This window comes from Streptomyces sp. NPDC059850 (assembly GCF_042731515.1).
Lineage (GTDB): Bacteria > Actinomycetota > Actinomycetes > Streptomycetales > Streptomycetaceae > Streptomyces.
Window position 1 is genome coordinate 1 of the sequence record NZ_JBHWJI010000010.1, and the last position, 17,694, is coordinate 17,694.

Sequence of the window (17,694 nt, forward strand, 5' to 3'; positions counted from 1 at the left end):
GGCGCCGCCGCGGCCGGTTACGTCCCCGCGCTCTTGTTGTACCTGGCGCGCGCGGTGTGCGAGGGGGTGGGGGTTCGTGTACCGTACCACGGCCTTCGGCCCCCCCCCCGCCGGGGCTTCGGGGGGGGGCGCGGCCCTTTTGCGTACACCTGGCTTCCGTGCCACCTGGTATGCGTGCCACCTGGATAATGACTTCCGTTCACCGCTGGTTCCGAAGGAGCGCTCGTTATGATCCCGCCCGTCATCCACTCGCTGCGCGAGCAGATCCGCGAGCACATCGTGGAGGGCATCGTCAGCGGGCGGTGGAAGCCGGGCGAGCGGATCGTGGAGCGGCGCATCGCCACCGAGCTGGAGGTCAGCCAGACGCCCGTACGGGAGGCGCTGCGCGAGCTGGAGACGCTGCGGCTGATCGAGTCGGCGCCCAACAAGGGCGTCCGGGTGCGGAATCTGACCGCAGCCGACCTGGAGGAGATCTATCCGGTGCGGGCCGGTCTGGAGCAGATCGCCGCCGAGCTGGCGGCGGACCGGCTGGCCGAGGACACCTCGGCGCTGGAGCCCGAGGTGCGGGCGCTGTACGAGGCCGACCGCAGGGCCGACGGCGAGGCGCAGGTGCGGCACACCGTGGCCTTCCACCGGGAGCTGGTGCGGGCATCGGGGAACAGCGTGCTGCTGCACACCTGGGAGTCGCTGGGCATCGAGATCTGGACGACGCTGTCGATCCGCTGGCTGGGCACCGTTCAGCAGTCGTACGCGGAGGAGCACGAGGCCGTGGTGGACGCGTTCCGGCGCCGGGATCCCCGGGTCGGCGAACTGGTCAAGGCCCATGTGCTCGGCTGTGCACCGCGTGCCTGATTTCGAGGCACGGAATGCCAATTTCGCCGTACGGACAAGTTTTTCCCTTCATCTACTTTGATCGATCATCGATCAGAACTTACAGTCGACCGCATGACCGATCTCGCAAGCACGCAGCCGAGTGCGCTCGACCAGTTCCCCGACCGGGACCCCGAGGAGACCGCCGAGTGGGGCGCCTCGCTCGCTGCCGTCACCCAGGCCGCCGGCCCGCACCGCGCCTCGTACCTGATGCGCCGCACCCTGGAGCGCGCCGAGGGCACTGGACTGGCGCTGCCGCCGCTGCTGGAGTCGGACTACGTCAACACCATCCCCACCGCCGCGGAGCCCGCGTTCCCCGGTGACGAGGCCATGGAGCGCCGGATCACCGCCTGGAACCGGTGGAACGCGGCCGCGATGGTCACCCGTGGCAGCACGGACGGCCTCGGCGGCCACATCGCCACCTTCGCCTCCGCCGCCTGGCTCTACGAGACGGGCTTCCAGCACTTCTTCCACGGCAAAGAGGCCGACGGCAGCGGCGACCAGCTCTACATCCAGGGCCACGCCTCCCCCGGCATCTACGCCCGCGCCTTCCTCGACGGCCGGCTGACCGAGCAGCACCTCGACCACTTCCGCCGCGAGGCGGGCGGCGAGGGCCTGCCCTCCTATCCGCACCCGCGCCGGATGCCGTGGCTGTGGGAGTTCCCCACCGTCTCGATGGGCCTCGGCCCGATATCCGCGATCTACCAGGCCCGCTTCAACCGCTACCTGGCCGCCCGTGGCATCAAGGACACGGCCAACTCCCACGTATGGGCCTTCCTCGGCGACGGCGAGATGGACGAGCCGGAGTCGACCGCCGCACTGGCGCTGGCCGGGCGCGAGGGCCTGGACAACCTCACCTTCGTCATCAACTGCAACCTGCAGCGCCTCGACGGCCCGGTGCGCGCCAACTTCAAGATCGTGCAGGAGCTGGAGGCCCAGTTCCGCGCCGCCGGGTGGAACGTCGTCAAGTCGCTGTGGGGCTCCGCCTGGGACGAGCTGTTCGCCCGGGACACCTCCGGTGCGCTGGCGCGGCGGCTGCGCGAGGTCCCCGACGGCCAGTTCCAGACGTACGCGACCCGCGACGCCGCGTACATCCGCGAGAACTTCTTCGGTGCCGACCCGGCCCTCGCGGAGCTGGCGAAGACGCTGTCCGACGCCAAGCTGGCCGAGTGTTTCCACACCTCCCGCGCGGGCCACGAGCCGCGCAAGGTGTACGCGGCCTACCGTGCGGCGATCGAGCACAAGGGCGCCCCGACGGTCGTTCTCGCCCAGACCGTCAAGGGGTACACGCTCGGCCCGACCTTCGAGTCGCGCAACGCGAACCACCAGATGAAGAAGCTGACCGGCAAGGAGTTCCGCGCCATGCGCGACCTCCTGGAGCTGCCCATCCCGGACAGCAAGCTGGACGACAGCCTCGTCCCGTACGCCCACCCCGGCGAGGACTCCCCCGAGGTCCGCTACCTCCAGGAGCGCCGCGCCGAGCTGGGCGGCCCCGCCCCGGCCCGCAAGGTCCACGCGGTGGCCCTGCCCGAGCCCGCCGCCAAGCCCTTCGAGGCCCTGGCCAAGGGCTCCGGCAGCCAGGAGATCGCCACGACCATGGCCTTCGTGCGCCTGGTCAAGGACCTGATGCGGGACAAGGAGACCGGCCACCGCTGGGTGCCGATCGTGCCCGACGAGGCCCGTACGTTCGGCATGGAGTCGCTCTTCCCGACCGCCGGGATCTACTCCCCGCTCGGCCAGACCTACGACCCGGTCGACCGCGATCAGCTCCTGTACTACAAGGAAGCCAAGAACGGTCAGATCCTCAACGAGGGGATCACCGAGGCCGGTTCGATGGCCGACTTCACCGCCGCCGCCACGTCGTACGCGACGCACGGCGAGCCGATGATCCCCTTCTACATCTTCTACTCGATGTTCGGCTGGCAGCGCACCGCCGACCAGATGTGGGCGTTCGCCGACCAGCTCGGCCGCGGCTTCCTGATCGGCGCCACCGCGGGCCGCACCACCATGACCGGTGAAGGCCTGCAGCACGCCGACGGCCACTCGCACCTGATCGCCTCCACCAACCCGGCGGCGCTCGCCTACGACCCGGCGTTCGCGTACGAGGTCGGCGTGATCGTGCGGGACGGGCTGCGGCGGATGTACGGCCCGCAGGCCGAGGACGTCTTCTACTACCTGACGGTCTACAACGAGACCAAGGTGCAGCCGCCGATGCCGCAGCGCGACGGTATCGAGGAAGGCATCGTCAAGGGTCTCTACCGCTTCAACGAGGCCGAGGCGCCCGCCGCCGACGCCCCCCGTATCCAGCTCCTCGCCTCCGGCACCGCCATCCACTGGGTGCTGGAGGCCCAGAAACTGCTCGCCGACGACTGGGGCGTGGCCGCCGACGTGTGGTCCGCCACCTCCTGGAGCGAGCTGCGCCGCGATGCCCTGTCCTGTGACGCGGCGCAGCTCAACGGCGAAGACCGGGTCCCGTACGTCACCCGTGCCCTGGCAGGCGCACCGGGCCCGGTCCTCGCGGTCAGCGACTGGATGCGTGCGGTACCGGATCAGATCAGCCAGTGGGTCGAGCAGGACTGGTACTCGCTCGGCACCGACGGCTTCGGTCTGTCCGACACCCGCGAGGCGGCCCGCCGCCACTTCGGGGTGGACGTCCCGTCGATCGTGGTCGCCGCCCTGGCCCGGCTCGCCAAGCAGGGCGCGGTCAAGAGCACGGCCCCCAAGGAAGCCGCCGAACGCTACGGCCTCTGAGGCCCAGCCCCCCACCGGAACCCGGCTCCCCACATGGGAGCCGGGTTCCTGGCGTCCGAGGCCTGCCCCGGATGCGGGGCCCAGCGCTCACCCCGGCCACGGGCCCCGGGGCTTGCTTCAACCGCGAGACCCAGCGCTCACCCCGGATGCGGAGCCCGGGGCCTGCCCCGGATGCGGGGCCCAGGGCTCACCCCGGATGCGAGATCCGGGGCTTGCCCCGGCCACGGGCCCCGGAGCCTGCCCCAACCGCGAGACCCAGGGCTCACCCCGGATGCGCGGTCCGGGGCAAGCCCCGGCCACGGGCCCCGGAGCCTGCCCCAACCGCGAGACCCAGGGCTCACTCCGGATGCGGGGCCCGGGGCTTGCCCCAACCGCGAGACCCAGCGCTCACCCCGGATGCGAGGCCCAGGGCTCACCCCGGCCACGGGCCCCGGGGCTTGCCCCAACCGCGAGACCCCGGGCTTGCCCCGGATGTGGGGTCCGGGGCTTGCCCCGGTTTCGGGGAGGGGCGGGGTGGGGGCAAAACCTCCGGTGACACGGTGCGGCACGGCATGATGGGGCGGTGCGTGCGGCGCGGCTGATCAAGATGGTCCTTCTGCTCCAGGCTCGGCCCTCGATGACGGGGGCCGAGCTGGCGCGTGAGCTGGAGGTTTCGGAGCGCACGGTGACGCGCGACGCCGCCGCGCTCTCCGAGGCCGGGGTCCCGGTCTACGCGGACCGCGGCCGGGCCGGTGGCTACCGCCTCATCGGCGGCTACCGCACCCGGCTGACCGGCCTCGGCCGCACCGAGGCCGAGGCGCTGTTCCTCTCCGGGGTGCCGTCCGCGCTGCGCGAGATGGGGCTCGCGGACGCTGCCTCCGCCGCCCGCCTCAAGGTCTCCGCCGCGCTCCTCCCCGAGCTGCGCGACGCCTCCCACACGGTCGCCCAGCGCTTCCACCTCGACGCCCCGGGCTGGTGGCAGGAGCCGCAGACGCCGTCGCTGCTGCCGGACGTCGCCGACGCCGTATGGGACGACCGGCGGCTCGCGGTGCGCTACCGCCGCCGGGACACCGAGGTGGGGCGCGAGCTGGAGCCGTACGGGCTCGTCCTCAAGGCGGGCGTCTGGTACCTGGCGGCCCGCGCGGACGGCCCTCAGGGCGACTTCCGGGTCTACCGGGTGGACCGCCTCGCCGCGGTCGATCCCGCGCCCGGCGAGGGCCGCTTCCGGCGCGACGAGACGTTCGACCTGCCCGCCTTCTGGGAGGAGCGGGCGGCCCAGTTCGCGCGCTCGATCCTCCGCGAGGAGGTCACCCTGCGCCTCACCCCCGGGGCCGCCCGCAGCCTGCCGTACGTCACGGACCGCACGGCGGGCGAGGAGGCCGTACGGTCGGCCGGGGAGCCGGACGAGCAGGGGCGGATCACCGTGACCCTGGCCGTGGAGTCGGCCGAGGTGGCGTACGGCCAGCTGCTCGCGCTCGGCCCGGAGGCGGAGGTACTGGCCCCGCCGGAGCTGCGGGAACGGTTCGCCGAGGCGGCACGGCGGATGGCAGACCTCTACGCGTAGCTACCGGTAGTCGTCAGCCGTACCCTCCTGGCCGCCGAAGACGACGTCACGGAAGTACCCGAAGACGTCCGGCCGCGATCCGTCGAGGTCGGTGAAGCCGTAGACCTTGGCCAGGTCCCCGCTGAAGACGGACTGTCCGCTCCACCGCGCCCGCTCCGGGTCGGCGGCGAGCGCCGCGACCGCGCGCCCGACGAAGTACGGCGTCTCGGCGATGGCGAAGTGCGGCTCCCGCTCGACCGCGTCCCGCCAGTTCTCCTCGGTCACCCCGAAGTGGTCCAGCATCTGTTCGGAGCGCAGGAAGCCCGGGGAGATGCACACCGCCGTGCCGTCGTACTCCTTCAGCTCCTCCGCCAGCCCGAAGGCGGTGCGGATGGGGGCGTTCTTGGTGAGGTCGAAGAAGAGGTTCTCCCGGTAGGTCTTGTTGAACTCCTCGTTCCCGTCGGTCACCTCGATCACCAGGCCGCCCGGGTTCCGGATCAGCAGCGGCAGCGCGTAGTAGCTGGTGATCAGGTGGGTCTCGACGCCGAGCCGGAGCATCCGCAGCCCCCCGGCCAGGTCGTTCTCCCAGGTCTTCTTGCCGAAGGCGATCAGGTGCTCGCCGCCCCAGACGTCGTTGACCAGGACGTCCAGCCGCCCCTGCTCGCGGTCGACGCGCTCGACGAGGGCCCGTACCTGCTCGGGCTCCAGGTGATCGACGGGCACCGCGACGCCCGTCCCGCCCGCCGCCGTGATCAGTTCCGCGGTCTCCTCGATGGTCTCCGTCGCCCGCCCGACCTCGCTGATCCGGTCCCGGGTGGTGCGCCCCGTCGCGTAGACGGTGGCGCCCGCCGCGCCCAGCTCGACGGCCATGGCCCGCCCCGCGCCGCGTGTCGCGCCCGCGACGAGTGCGACCTTGCCCGCCAGTGGCCCCTGTGCGTCCTGTGTGCTCACGTACGTGTCCTCTCGATGCGTCCTTCGGCTGGACACATCGACCCTGACAGCGAAACCCGCCATCTTCTGTCGTGTTTGGGAAGCGGCTTTGGAGCGGCCCCGAGGGGCCGCTCCGCGTGCGCCTGGGCACATGGGGACTCATGCTGGTCCCGTGATGGTGACTCCTCCCCCTCCCGGGGGAGGGGGCTTCTCACTTGGCCGCCGAGGCGACCTCATGACGCAAGCCCTGACCGGCACAGAAGGTGCAATACGGAATGTAGCGCATGCATGGCACTGAGCGATAATCGCGGCTGTGGTTCCCCAGCAAAGGAGGGCGGATGGACGAGACGGAGTTCTGGGGGCTGGTCGACCACGCCCGGGAGACCGCCGAGGGCGACCCCGAGGACCAGTCCGACCTGCTCGTCGAGCAGCTGTCACAGCTCGACCCCGACTCCGTCCTGGACTTCGCCCGGCACTTCGAGGCCCGCGCCAACCGCGCGTACCGCTGGGATCTGTGGGGGGCCGCCTGGGTGCTGCTGGGCGGCGTCAGCGACGACGCCTTCGAGGCGTTCCGCTACTGGCTGATCGGCCAGGGCCGGGAGGTCTTCGAGGGCGCGCTGCACGATCCGGACGCCCTGGCCGAGCTGCTCGACGACTTCGACGAGCAGGTGGACGGCGACTGCGAGGACCTGGGCTTCGCGGCGGACGAGGCGTACGAGCAGCTCACCGGCCTGGTCCTGCCGGAGCTGGGGCTTCCGGAGCGGCCGGACGAGCCGGTCGGCGCGACGGTCGACCTGGAGAACGACGCGGCGCTGGCGGAGCGGTACCCCCGGCTCTGGGAACGCTTCCGGAGCTGACGGGTCAGCCGGTCAGGGGGCGTCCCATCAGCACATCGTCCACATACGCGCCGTCCAGCAGGAACTCCCCCGGCAGGACGCCCTCCACCACGAACCCCTCCGACTCGTAGAGCCGCCGCGCCGGAAGGTTGTGGCCGAGCACCCGCAGGGTGATCCGGCTCGCGCCCTGCCGCACCGCCTCCTCGTACGCCGCGTTCAGCAGCGCCCGCGCGACGCCCCGGCCGCGCGCCACCGGGTCCACGGCGAGCCCCTGTATCTGGCGGACGTGCGCGTTGCAGGCCAGCTGCGTCGACGGGACCAGCCGTACGAAGCCGACGGGGCGCCCGTCCAGCTCGGCCACCTGGACGTGGACGGGGCGGTTGCGGTGGGTGAAGAAGGCGTCGTACGGCGGCTCCGGGGCCGGTAGTACGGAGTGCAGCGTGGACCAGATGCGGCGCTCCAGCGCGACCAGTGCGTGCTCGTCGTCGAGCACGGCGCGCCGGATGAACGGCGCGGGTACGGCGGACGGCTGGGGCGGGGCGGAGGGCTCGGACATGCGGGTCACTCTGCCACGCACTCCCCCACGCCCGACATCCCCCCGTAGCACGTCCGACATCACCGATAGCACGTCCGACATCCCCCGGAAGATCAGGGGCAGGATGGGGCCATGCGCATCGCGGTCACCGGTTCCACCGGGCTCATCGGCACGGCCCTCGTCCACTCCTTGCGCCGGGACGGCCACCAGATCGTGCGGCTGGTGCGGCGAACTCCCCGCGAGGAGGCGGAGGTCGAGTGGGATCCGCACCGGCAGTGGGTCGACACCGCCGGGCTGACGGGGTGTGAGGCCGTCGTCCACCTCGCGGGCGCGGGCATCGGCGAGCACCGCTGGACCGACGCGTACAAGAAGGAGCTGCGGGACAGCCGGGTGCTGGGCACGGCCGCCATCGCCGAGGCCGTGGCCGCTCTGGATACCCCGCCCCGGGTGCTGGTGAGTGGAAGCGCGGTGGGGTTCTACGGGAACACGGGGGAGCGCGCGGTGGATGAGAGCGCGCCCCCTGGGCACGGTTTCCTCCCGGATCTGTGCCAGGACTGGGAGGAGGCGACCGCCGCGGCACAGGAGGCGGACATCCGCACGGTGTTCGTCCGCAGCGGGCTGGTGATCGCGCCCGAGGGCGGGGCGTGGGGCCGTCTCTTCCCGCTGTTCAAGGCGGGGCTCGGCGGGCGGATGGGCAGCGGTCGGCAGTACTGGAGCTTCATCGCGCTGCACGACCACATCGCCGCGCTGCGCCACATCCTGGACACGGCGGACCTCAGCGGCCCCGTGAACCTCACCAGCCCCTCCCCCGTGACCAACCGTGAGATGACCGAGGCCATGGGCCGGGTGCTGCGCCGCCCGACGCTCCTCCACGTACCCGCCCCGGCCCTGCGGATCGCGCTGGGCGAGATGTCCACGGACATCCTCGGCAGTGTCCGGGCCCTCCCCCGCAAGCTCCTGGACTCCGGCTTCTCCTTCACCTACCCGCATGTCGACGAGGCCCTCAAGGCGGCGGTGGGCGGAGGGCGCTGACGGTCCGCGAGGGAACGGGATGTGGCGAAACCGAGCTTCCTGAACGGCCGTACTCGATCGGCGTGCGACCGTTGTGCGCCCGTGCTCGGTCGATGCGCGTCTGTCATCGACCGTTTTTGCCCTTACCGTCGTGACCGTTCCGATCCGCTCCATCCCGACCCCGGGGAGGGAACGTGCTCACCAGCGCGCACCGCACGGACGTCGTCATCGTGGGAGCCGGACTCGCGGGGCTGGCCGCCGCCCAGTTGCTGACCGGCGCGGGCATGGAGGTCACCGTCCTGGAGGCCGCGCCCCGGGTCGGCGGCCGCATGACGACCGATACGGTCGACGGCTTCCGGCTGGACCGCACCGGGCAGCTGGTGAACACATCCTTCCCCGAACTGCGGCACACCCCGGGGCTCGACGCGCTCGCCCTGCGCCCCTTCTCGCAGGGGGTGCTGGTGCACAGCGACGGCCGTACGCAGCGGATCGGCGCGCTCCGCGGCTCCCGGACCGGCTCCCGGGGCACAAGGGGCGCACTCACCACCGCGCGCGCTCTCGCAAGCGCCGCCCGCGCGCCCTTGGGCGGCGGACTCGATCAGGCCCGACTCGGTGCCGCGCTCGGCAGGCTCGCCGCCCTGCCCGCGGACCGCCTCCTCGCCCGCCCCGACCGGCCGGTCCACGAGACCCTGGCGGGGCGGGGCCTACCCGCTCGTACCGTCGAGAGCGTGCTGCGCCCGCTTCTCGTCTCGCTGCTGAGCGACCCGGGCCTGAACACGTCCAGCCGCTGCGCCGACCTGGTGCTGCGCGGCTACGCCCGCGGGCGGCTGTGCCTCCCGGCGGGCGGCGCCGCCACCGTCCCCGAACTGCTGGCCGCCACCCTGCCGCCGGGGACCGTCCGTACCGGCGTACGCGCCACCTCGGCCGCCACCACCGCCGTGACCACCGCCGCGCACGGCGAGATCGGCTGCCGCGCGGTGCTGGTGGCCACCGGGGCGCACGACGCCGCCGAACTCCTCCCCGGGCTGCGGCTGCCCGCCTTCCACCCGGTCACCGTGCTGCACCACACCGCCGACCAGCCGCCGCTGCGCGAACCCGCGCTGATCCTCGCCGCGGGCGGCCAGGGCCCGGTCGCGCACACCACGGTCGCCAGCGAGGTCGACCCCTCGCGCGCGCCGGGCGGCCGGGTGCTGATCACCTCCACCGTGCTGGGCGCCGCCGCGGGCCTTCCGGCCGCCGAACTCGACCGGCAGGCCAGGGCCCAGCTCGCCGCGGTCTACGGCACCTCCACCGCCGACTGGGAGCTGCTGGCCGCCCACCACGACCCGCACGCGGTGCCCGCCATGCCCGCGCCGCACGACCTGCGGCGCCCGGTGCGGCTGCTGTCCGGGCTGTACGTATGCGGAGACCACCGCGACGCCAGCAATGTGCAGGGCGCCCTCGTCTCCGGCCGCCGCGCCGCCCGGGCGGTCCTCCAGGACTTCGGCGCCACCCCCGGCTCCGACACCACCCCCGCGCTCCCGGCGGCGGCCGCCTGACGGCGTCGCCCGGGGGCTCAAGGCCCTGTCCGGCCGATCTTCGCGGGCCGCGACGCCGCTGTGTCATCAGCCGCTGCCGCGGCGGGCCGCACCTCGCCGCGTTGTCGGAGTCGTCCGAGTACGCCGCCTTGCGATGCTCCCCCAGCTACCGCCGGGAGGTGCCCCCGCACCAGACGCCGCGGCCTGATCCACGAAGATCCACCGGACAGGACCCAACTGCCCCGCGTCCTCATCCGGTTGCCGGCCGAAAACCGCTTGAGCGCCCGGCGGACACCGCGCACCATCACATCACCATGACCGACGAAACCTTCCTCGACCAGGTCGCCGACCGGCTCGCCGCGCTGCCCGCCGTGCACGCTGTCGCCCTCGGCGGCTCGCGCGCCCAGCGCACCCACACCCCGGACAGCGACTGGGACCTGGCCCTCTACTACCGGGGCGGCTTCGACCCGGCCGAGCTGCGGGCGGTCGGCTGGGAGGGCGAGGTCTCCGAGATCGGCGGCTGGGGCGGTGGCGTCTTCAACGGCGGCGCCTGGCTGACCATCGACGGCCGCCACGTCGACGTCCACTACCGCGACCTCGACGCCGTCGAACACGAACTCGCCGAGGCCCGGCAGGGCCGCTTCCACGTGGAACCGCTCCTCTTCCACCTCGCGGGCGTCCCCAGCTATCTGCTCGCCGCCGAACTCGGCGACAACCAGGTGCTCCGGGGCACCCTGCCCCGCCCCGCGTACCCGGAGCCGCTGCGCGCGGCGGCTCCCCCGTTCTGGCGCGAACGGGCCGCCCTGACGCTCGCGTACGCAGGCGGCTCGTACGCCCGGCACGGCCAGGCCACGGAGGTCGCGGGCGCGCTCGCCACCGCCGCCATGCAGACCGCGCACGCGGTGCTGGCGGCGCGCGGCGAGTGGGTCACCAACGAGAAGCGGCTGCTGCGGCGGGCGGGCCTGCGCGACCTCGACACGATCACCGCCGGGCTGCGGCCGGAACCCGAGACCCTGACCCGGGCGATCGCCGAGGCGGAGCGGGCATTCGGGGCGGCGCGCTGAGCGCCCCTCCCGGCATCCACACTTCGCCGGGTGCCGAAGCGCCCTCGTCCTACGCTGACCTCATGGCCTCCCCCGTCTCCCCCGCCCGCGACGCGGACATCGCCCGCGCCGCCACCGCCCTCGCCGACGCCTCCCGCGCCCGGATCCTGCTGGCGCTGGCGGAGGGGCGGGCGCTGCCCGCGAGCGTGCTGGCCACCGAGGCGGGGGTGAGCGCGTCCACGGTGAGCGGTCATCTGGCGAAGCTGCTGGAGGCCGGTGTCGTACGCGTCGAACAGCAGGGGCGGCACCGCTACTACCGGCTGGCTGGGCCCGCCGTCGGCGAGGCCATCGAGGCGCTGGCCAGGATCGCGCCGCCGCTGCCCGTCACCTCGCTGCGCGCCGCTGGCCATGCCCACGCCCTGCGCCGGGCCCGCACCTGCTACGACCATGTCGCGGGCGGCCTGGGCGTGGCCCTGATGGCCGCCCTGCTGGAACGCTCCGTACTGACCGGCGGCGACGGACGCCACCACCCCGAGACGGCCGAACACGACCGGCTGTCCGCCCCCGGCAACGACACCCCGTACCGGCTGACCGACCGGGGGCGGGCCGAGCTGGCCGCGTTCGGCGTGGACACCGACCAGCTCCGCGCCCGCCGCCGCCCCCTGATCCGCTACTGCGTGGACTGGACCGAACAGCGCCACCACCTGGCAGGCGCCCTCGGCGCCGCCCTCACCGACCGGCTCTTCGAACTGGACTGGATCCGCCGGGGCACGCGGCGCCGAGTGATCGACGTGACAGAAACGGGCGCGGCAGGCCTGGCCCGCACCTTCGGCATCGGCGCCGGCTAACGGCCCCGCGACGCCTGGCCCACTCCCCGGCCACCGCCGGAAGGCACCCCACGAAGGCGCCCACCGACTCACGACCGCCCGCTCCCCCACCAACCGCCGGGATGCCGCCGCACGCCACGTCGCCGAGGCCACCCGCCCCGGCCACCGCCAAGAGGGCGCCCCCGACTCACGACCGGCTCCCCAGCCACCGCCGGGGGCGCCGCCGCACGCCGCGTCGCCGGAGCCGCCCGATCCGGCCGCCGCCGGGGAGGCGCCCCGCCGGGGCGCCCCCCGACTCACGACCGCCCGTTCCCCCGGCTGCCGCCGGGTCGGCGAGGCATCCCCTACCCCAGCGCCGCGACCCGCTCCCGGTAGCCGCGGACCGGGGCCGCGTCTCGGTATGGCTCCAGGCGGCGTTCGAAGTCGCGTACGTAGTCCAGCGCCCGTGCCGACCGCATCTCGGAGGCCTGCTGCGCCGCCTCCGCGCCCAGCGTGCAGGCCTGCTCCAGTTCGCCGAGGCCCAGCCGGGCGGTCGCCAGCACCACCCGGCTGAAGAGGCGGCTGCGGGCGAACCCGGCGCCGCGCAGCCGCAGCGAGCGCTCCGCGTGCTGGGCCGCGGCCCGGTACTGCTGGAGGTCCCGGTGGCAGTGGCCGAACTCGTCGGCCAGCTGCGCCTCGTCGAAGGTCCGCGCCCAGTACGGCACGTCGTCGCCCGGCCGCGACGTCTCCAGCGCCCGCTCGGCGCGGGCGAGGGAGGCGGTGGAGGCCCGTACCTCGCCGAGCACCGCGTGCCCGCGCGCCTCGACGGCGTGCAGCAGGGACTGGAGCACCGGCGGGGCGCCGCCGCCCACGCCCTGCTGGGCCACCCTGGCGAGCTGGACGGCCTCCCGGCCGTGGCCCAGGTAGACGGCCTGGCGGCTCATCGTCACCAGCACATAGCTGCCGTACGGCCGGTCCCCGGCAGCCTGCGCGAGCCGCAGCGCCTGGACGAAATACCGCTGGGCCAGGCCGTGCGCGGCGATGTCGTACGACGTCCACCCGGCCAGCCGGGTCAGGTCGGCGACGGCGCCGAACAGCCGCCGCCCCGTCGTCTCGCCGTAGGTGCCGCGCAGCATCGGCTCGCCCTCGTGCTCCAGATAGCGCACCAGGGCCTGCCGGGCGTGGCCGCCGCCGTACGTCTGGTCCAGCGTCCGGAACAGCTCGCTGACCGAGCGCAGCGCCGCGATGTCGCCCGGGGTCACCCGGTGGCCGGGCCCGCGCTGGACCCGGTCCGCCTGCCGCTGCCGGGGCACGGGGACCCGTTCGGCGGAGGCGGCCCCGGCAGTGGCGGTCGTACGGCCTGCCGGAACCGCCCGGCCCGCGGCCGCCGCCCGGCCGCCCTGGGCCGGAACGGTCGCACCACCGGCAGCCGGAGGCTCACCGCGGGCGACCCGGTCGTCGGGTCTGCCGATCAGCCAGTCGCGACTGGGGACCACCAGCCCGGCCGGGGTGAACGCGATCTTCCGCAGCTCCGCGTGGCTGCCCGAGTCCTTCCGCCACAGCCCGCTGACGATGTCCACCGCCTCCTGCGGGGTGGCCGCGAACTCCAGACCCGCGTACACCGGCGCACAGGCGTCCAGACCCAGATCCTGGGCGGACAGCCGGCGGCCCAGCCGACGGGTGAAGACCTCCGCGATCAGCGCGGGGGTGGTGCCGCGCGGCTGCTGGCCACGCAGCCAGCGGGTGACCGATGTCTTGTCGTACCGCAGGTCGAGGCCGTGCTCGATGCCGAGCTGGTCCACCCGCCGGGCCAGCCCGGCGTTGGAGAACCCTGCCTCGGAAATCAGCGCGGCGAGCTGACGATTGGGGATGCGCTGGGGGGGTCGTTCCGTCATCAGCCTGCCGGTCTCCCTGATTCGCTCTGTGGAACGATTCGCTCTGTGGAACGGCGTGAATTTAACTGCCTGTAGCGGGCTGATCGCGCTGGTCGGACTCCTTTCATCCGATCGTGTGAGAACGAGCCGGATAGGGGTCCGAAAGTGCGCTGTCGTACAGCGGTCGTACAGTGGCGGAGGCACCGCCCACCGTTACGAGGTCCGAAAAGGAGCTTGCCGTGACCGCAACGTCCCCGGAGACGCCCCCCGCTTCGCAGACGCGACTGCGCTACGTCCATCTGGGGTTCGGGGCGGACGCCGTCGACTACCAGGAGGCGTGGCAGGAGCAGCGCCGGGTGCACGCCGCCCGCTTCGCGGACGAGATCCCGGACACCTGTCTGCTGCTGGAACACCAGGCCGTCTACACGGCGGGGCGGCGCACGGCCGACAACGAGCGCCCTCTCGACGGCACCCCGGTGGTGGACGTGGACCGCGGCGGCAAGATCACCTGGCATGGCCCCGGCCAGCTGGTCGGCTATCCGATCCTCAAGCTGCCGCGCCCGGTCGACGTCGTCGCCCACGTCCGGCGGCTGGAGGAGGCCATGCTGCTGACCTGCGGCGATTTCGGCGTGGCGGCCACCCGCGTGGAGGGCCGCAGCGGGGTGTGGGTGCTGGGTGACCCGGTGGACCAGCGGCCCGCGCTCGGCGGGCTGACGCTGGACTTCGACCCGCGGGTGGAGGACGAGGAGTTCGACCCGCGGCTGAACGGCCCGGAGTACGCCCCGTCCAACGCCGGACAGCGCCGCGAGGACCGCAAGCTCGGCGCGATCGGCGTGCGGGTCGCCAAGGGCGTGACCATGCACGGCTTCTCGTTCAACTGCGATCCGGACAACACCTCGTACGACCGGATCGTGCCGTGCGGCATCCGGGACGCCGGAGTGACGTCGCTCTCGGCGGAGCTGGGCCGGGACGTGACGGTCGCCGAGGTGATCCCGGTGGTCGAGAAACATCTGCGGGCGGTCGTGGAGTCCGCCGTTCCGCTGCCGCGCGCCGTATAGGGCCCGGGCAGCGGCCCTGTAGGCCCGGGCATGGGCCCAGGGCCCCGGGGAAGGCGGCCCTTGGGGAATGCGGCCCCCGACCTCACCGGTTGCCCTGGACGTAAATCCGTACGAATGACGGGCGTACCCTGGTGACCGCCGACGATTCGAAAGCCGCGCCACCCAGACTCGCCAAGCAAAGAGGAGTGCCGGACGTGTCCGCAGTCGCACCCGACGGACGCAAGATGCTGCGTCTGGAGGTCCGGAACAGCCAGACCCCCATCGAGCGCAAGCCCGAATGGATCAAAACGCGGGCGAAGATGGGCCCCGAGTACACCGAGCTGCACGGCCTGGTGAAGCGGGAAGGCCTGCACACGGTGTGCCAGGAGGCGGGCTGTCCCAACATCTTCGAATGCTGGGAGGACCGCGAGGCCACGTTCCTCATCGGCGGCGACCAGTGCACCCGGCGCTGTGACTTCTGCCAGATCGACACCGGCAAGCCGCAGCCGCTGGACCGCGACGAGCCGCGCCGGGTGGCCGAATCCGTGCGGACGATGGAGCTGCGGTACGCGACGATCACCGGCGTCGCCCGCGACGACCTGGACGACGGCGGTGCCTGGCTCTACGCCGAGACCGTGCGGCAGATCCACTCGCTCATGCCGGACACCGGCGTCGAGCTGCTGATCCCGGACTTCAACGCGGACCCCGACCAGCTCGCCGAGGTCTTCTCGTCCCGCCCCGAGGTGCTCGCGCACAACGTCGAGACGGTGCCGCGGATCTTCAAGCGCATCCGCCCCGGCTTCCGCTACGAGCGCTCGCTCGAGGTCATCACCAAGGCCCGCGAGGCGGGGCTGGTCACCAAGTCCAACCTGATCCTGGGCATGGGCGAGACCCGCGAGGAGGTCAGCGAGGCGCTGCAGGACCTGTACGACGCGGGCTGCGAGCTGATCACGATCACCCAGTACCTGCGCCCCTCCGCCCGGCACCACCCCGTGGAGCGCTGGGTCAAGCCGCACGAGTTCGTGGAGCTGAAGGAGGAGGCTGACGAGATCGGCTACGCCGGTGTCATGTCCGGCCCCCTCGTCCGTTCGTCGTACCGCGCGGGTCGGCTGTACCAGCAGGCCATCGACCAGCGGGAGAACGCGGCGCAGGCCGTCTGAAAGCCGAAACGCCCAACGGCGGTACGAACCCGGGCGGGTTCGCACCGCCGTTGGCTCGCAAGCGGGCATATCCGGTCGGTGTGAGCAACACGCTGTGTGAGTACGGGCACACCACGCTCTCCGCGTCCCTGACAAAACCGCAGGTCACAGCCGTAATCGGCGGCTTCCCCAAGGCTTCATCGGTGTTTGACCGACCGGTCACACACTGGTAACACCATTGGGTAACGATGAAACCACGCACCGCTCATGGTCGCGTGCTTCGTGATAATCCGCCGCTCCCGAGGGGTACCCATGCCGGCTGCGCCCGTACGCCCGTCCGTGACCGACGCGCTGCTCGCCCTGGAGGGACTGCTGCTGCGCGGCGGGCAGCGCACAGCCCGGCGCAACGCCTGGACCGCGGTCCTGGAGGACCGCCGCCGCGCCAAGGACCGGACCGAAGCCCAGCACGTACTGGAGGCCGTGTCCACCGAGGCTTCCCAGGCCACGTAAACTTCGCCTTATGGCGCGGAAGGAAACATCCGAGAACCCCGGGCGACTGAAGCAGATCGCCCTGACCTACAAGATGACCAAGCGGGTCGACTCGAAGGTCGGCCTTGTGGTCGCCGGCGTGGGGATCATCACCTTCGGTGTCCTCCTCGCCATCGGCTTCCTCATCGGCCACCCCATCTTCCTGGGCATCCTGGGCTTCGTCCTGGCGTTCCTCGCGATGGCGATCATTTTCGGCCGCCGCGCCGAGCGGGCGGCCTTCGGGCAGATGGAGGGCCAGCCGGGCGCGGCCGCCGCCGTTCTGGAGAACGTGGGCCGCGGCTGGTCGGTGACCCCGGCGGTCGCGATGAACCGCAACCAGGACGTCATCCACCGGGCCATCGGCAAGGCGGGCATCGTGCTCGTCGGCGAGGGCAACCCGAACCGGCTCAAGGGCATGCTGGCCGCCGAGAAGAAGCGGATGGGCCGCATCGTGTCGGACGTCCCGGTGCACGACGTGATCGTCGGCTCCGGCGAGGGCCAGGTGGAGATCAAGAAGCTCCGCACCACGCTGCTGAAGCTGCCGAGGGTGCTGCCGGGCGCGCAGGTGACGGTCGTGAACGAGCGGCTGCGCGCGCTGGGCGACCTCATGAGCAACATGCCGATCCCGAAGGGCCCGATGCCCAAGGGCATGCGCATGCCGAAGGGCCGCTGAGCGGCCGTACGCCGAGACTCCACGTAACGAAGGCGGCCCGGGACTCTCCGTCCCGGGCCGCCTTTCGTATGCAATCAGTCGTTCGTATGCAATCAGCCGTTCGTATGCGATTGCCGTTATGCGACCAGCGGCTCAGACGCGGATCTGCACGGCCCGCGACAACCGGTCGTGCAGCCCGCGGGTGTCACGGTCGAAGACGACCGCGGGGATGACGAGCAGCAGCAGCACGCTGCGCAGCACGGCCCGCGGCAGGCTGAGCCGCGCCCCGCCCTCGCCGACCACCCGCAGCTTGAGCAGCAGCTTGCCGGGGGTCGTGCCGACGGTGCCCACGGTCAACAGGCTGAGCACGAGGAACACGAGCAGCGCCCAGTTCCCGGCGGCCTGCACATTGCGCCCGGCCAGCAGCGCGTACGAGACGAGCACGCACAGGCCCCAGTCGATGAAAATCGCCCCGAAGCGGCGCCCGAGCGGCGCGATCGCGCCCGGTCCGCTCTCGGGCAGCCCCAGCCCCTGGCCGCGGTAGCCCAGGTCGACGCCCATCTCCTCGGCGGCCGCGCGGGGGCCGGAAAGCCAGGATCCGATTGCTTGCCTCTTGTCCACGCTCCATACGTTACTGCGGCCC

General features: G+C 72.7%; 16 protein-coding genes. 12 read left to right on the forward strand and 4 right to left on the reverse strand.

Features of this window, described 5'->3' with window-relative positions; translation table 11 throughout:
- The first annotated feature begins 228 nt into the window (after positions 1 to 228).
- The 3 genes from ACFV9T_RS10285 to ACFV9T_RS10295 all read left to right on the forward strand — a co-directional run bounded on the left by ACFV9T_RS10285 (position 229) and on the right by ACFV9T_RS10295 (position 5,164).
- Positions 229 to 852, forward strand: a complete 624-nt coding sequence (locus ACFV9T_RS10285; RefSeq protein ID WP_385438214.1) for a GntR family transcriptional regulator — start codon at positions 229 to 231, stop codon at positions 850 to 852.
- A gap of 93 nt (positions 853 to 945) precedes the next feature.
- Entirely contained in the window at positions 946 to 3,621 is a 2,676-nt protein-coding gene (gene aceE, locus ACFV9T_RS10290) for a pyruvate dehydrogenase (acetyl-transferring), homodimeric type (RefSeq protein ID WP_385438216.1), read from the forward strand.
- A 562-nt stretch (positions 3,622 to 4,183) separates the two neighbouring features.
- Positions 4,184 to 5,164 (forward strand): helix-turn-helix transcriptional regulator, encoded by a 981-nt coding sequence (locus ACFV9T_RS10295; RefSeq protein ID WP_385438217.1) that lies wholly within the window; start codon positions 4,184 to 4,186, stop codon positions 5,162 to 5,164.
- Here ACFV9T_RS10295 and ACFV9T_RS10300 read toward each other — a convergent pair whose 3' ends face one another.
- Positions 5,165 to 6,094, reverse strand: a complete 930-nt coding sequence (locus ACFV9T_RS10300; RefSeq protein WP_385438219.1) for an SDR family oxidoreductase — start codon at positions 6,092 to 6,094, stop codon at positions 5,165 to 5,167.
- Between the two features lie 317 nt (positions 6,095 to 6,411).
- Here ACFV9T_RS10300 and ACFV9T_RS10305 point away from each other — a divergent pair, with 317 nt between their 5' ends.
- Positions 6,412 to 6,930 carry a DUF4240 domain-containing protein gene (locus ACFV9T_RS10305; RefSeq protein WP_385438221.1) on the forward strand — a complete coding sequence of 173 codons (519 nt, stop codon included), beginning with the start codon at positions 6,412 to 6,414 and terminating at the stop codon, positions 6,928 to 6,930.
- Between the two features lie 4 nt (positions 6,931 to 6,934).
- Here the strand turns inward: ACFV9T_RS10305 and ACFV9T_RS10310 are convergent, their stop codons facing one another.
- Positions 6,935 to 7,465: a GNAT family N-acetyltransferase gene (locus ACFV9T_RS10310; protein ID WP_385438222.1), complete on the reverse strand. Its 531-nt coding sequence runs from the start codon at positions 7,463 to 7,465 to the stop codon at positions 6,935 to 6,937.
- 111 nt (positions 7,466 to 7,576) lie between these two features.
- Here ACFV9T_RS10310 and ACFV9T_RS10315 point away from each other — a divergent pair, with 111 nt between their 5' ends.
- The 4 genes from ACFV9T_RS10315 (at position 7,577) to ACFV9T_RS10330 (ending at position 11,863) form a co-directional block, all read left to right on the forward strand.
- Positions 7,577 to 8,476: a TIGR01777 family oxidoreductase gene (locus ACFV9T_RS10315; RefSeq protein WP_385438225.1), complete on the forward strand. Its 900-nt coding sequence runs from the start codon at positions 7,577 to 7,579 to the stop codon at positions 8,474 to 8,476.
- Positions 8,477 to 8,649: 173 nt separating this feature from the next.
- Positions 8,650 to 9,993 (forward strand): FAD-dependent oxidoreductase, encoded by a 1,344-nt coding sequence (locus tag ACFV9T_RS10320; RefSeq protein ID WP_385438227.1) that lies wholly within the window; start codon positions 8,650 to 8,652, stop codon positions 9,991 to 9,993.
- Positions 9,994 to 10,286: 293 nt separating this feature from the next.
- Positions 10,287 to 11,036 carry a nucleotidyltransferase domain-containing protein gene (locus ACFV9T_RS10325; protein ID WP_385438228.1) on the forward strand — a complete coding sequence of 250 codons (750 nt, stop codon included), beginning with the start codon at positions 10,287 to 10,289 and terminating at the stop codon, positions 11,034 to 11,036.
- Positions 11,037 to 11,098: 62 nt separating this feature from the next.
- On the forward strand, positions 11,099 to 11,863 hold the full coding sequence (locus ACFV9T_RS10330) for an ArsR/SmtB family transcription factor (RefSeq protein ID WP_385438230.1): 765 nt from the start codon (positions 11,099 to 11,101) through the stop codon (positions 11,861 to 11,863).
- 323 nt (positions 11,864 to 12,186) lie between these two features.
- Here the strand turns inward: ACFV9T_RS10330 and ACFV9T_RS10335 are convergent, their stop codons facing one another.
- Positions 12,187 to 13,716 (reverse strand): regulator, encoded by a 1,530-nt coding sequence (locus tag ACFV9T_RS10335; RefSeq protein WP_385438232.1) that lies wholly within the window; start codon positions 13,714 to 13,716, stop codon positions 12,187 to 12,189.
- A gap of 218 nt (positions 13,717 to 13,934) precedes the next feature.
- On the opposite strand from ACFV9T_RS10335, the gene lipB reads away from it, so the two are divergent.
- The 4 genes from lipB (at position 13,935) to ACFV9T_RS10355 (ending at position 17,072) form a co-directional block, all read left to right on the forward strand.
- Complete coding sequence (gene lipB, locus ACFV9T_RS10340; protein ID WP_385438234.1) at positions 13,935 to 14,753, forward strand: lipoyl(octanoyl) transferase LipB; 819 nt, start codon at positions 13,935 to 13,937, stop codon at positions 14,751 to 14,753.
- A gap of 194 nt (positions 14,754 to 14,947) precedes the next feature.
- The gene (gene lipA, locus ACFV9T_RS10345) at positions 14,948 to 15,892 is read left to right on the forward strand and encodes a lipoyl synthase (RefSeq protein ID WP_385438236.1); all 945 of its coding nucleotides are present in this window, start codon (positions 14,948 to 14,950) and stop codon (positions 15,890 to 15,892) included.
- 291 nt (positions 15,893 to 16,183) lie between these two features.
- Positions 16,184 to 16,381 (forward strand): hypothetical protein, encoded by a 198-nt coding sequence (locus tag ACFV9T_RS10350; RefSeq protein WP_039939240.1) that lies wholly within the window; start codon positions 16,184 to 16,186, stop codon positions 16,379 to 16,381.
- Positions 16,382 to 16,391: 10 nt separating this feature from the next.
- The gene (locus ACFV9T_RS10355) at positions 16,392 to 17,072 is read left to right on the forward strand and encodes a DUF4191 domain-containing protein (RefSeq protein WP_385438239.1); all 681 of its coding nucleotides are present in this window, start codon (positions 16,392 to 16,394) and stop codon (positions 17,070 to 17,072) included.
- Positions 17,073 to 17,204: 132 nt separating this feature from the next.
- Here ACFV9T_RS10355 and ACFV9T_RS10360 read toward each other — a convergent pair whose 3' ends face one another.
- Positions 17,205 to 17,672 carry an RDD family protein gene (locus ACFV9T_RS10360; protein WP_385438241.1) on the reverse strand — a complete coding sequence of 156 codons (468 nt, stop codon included), beginning with the start codon at positions 17,670 to 17,672 and terminating at the stop codon, positions 17,205 to 17,207.
- Positions 17,673 to 17,694 lie beyond the last annotated feature (22 nt).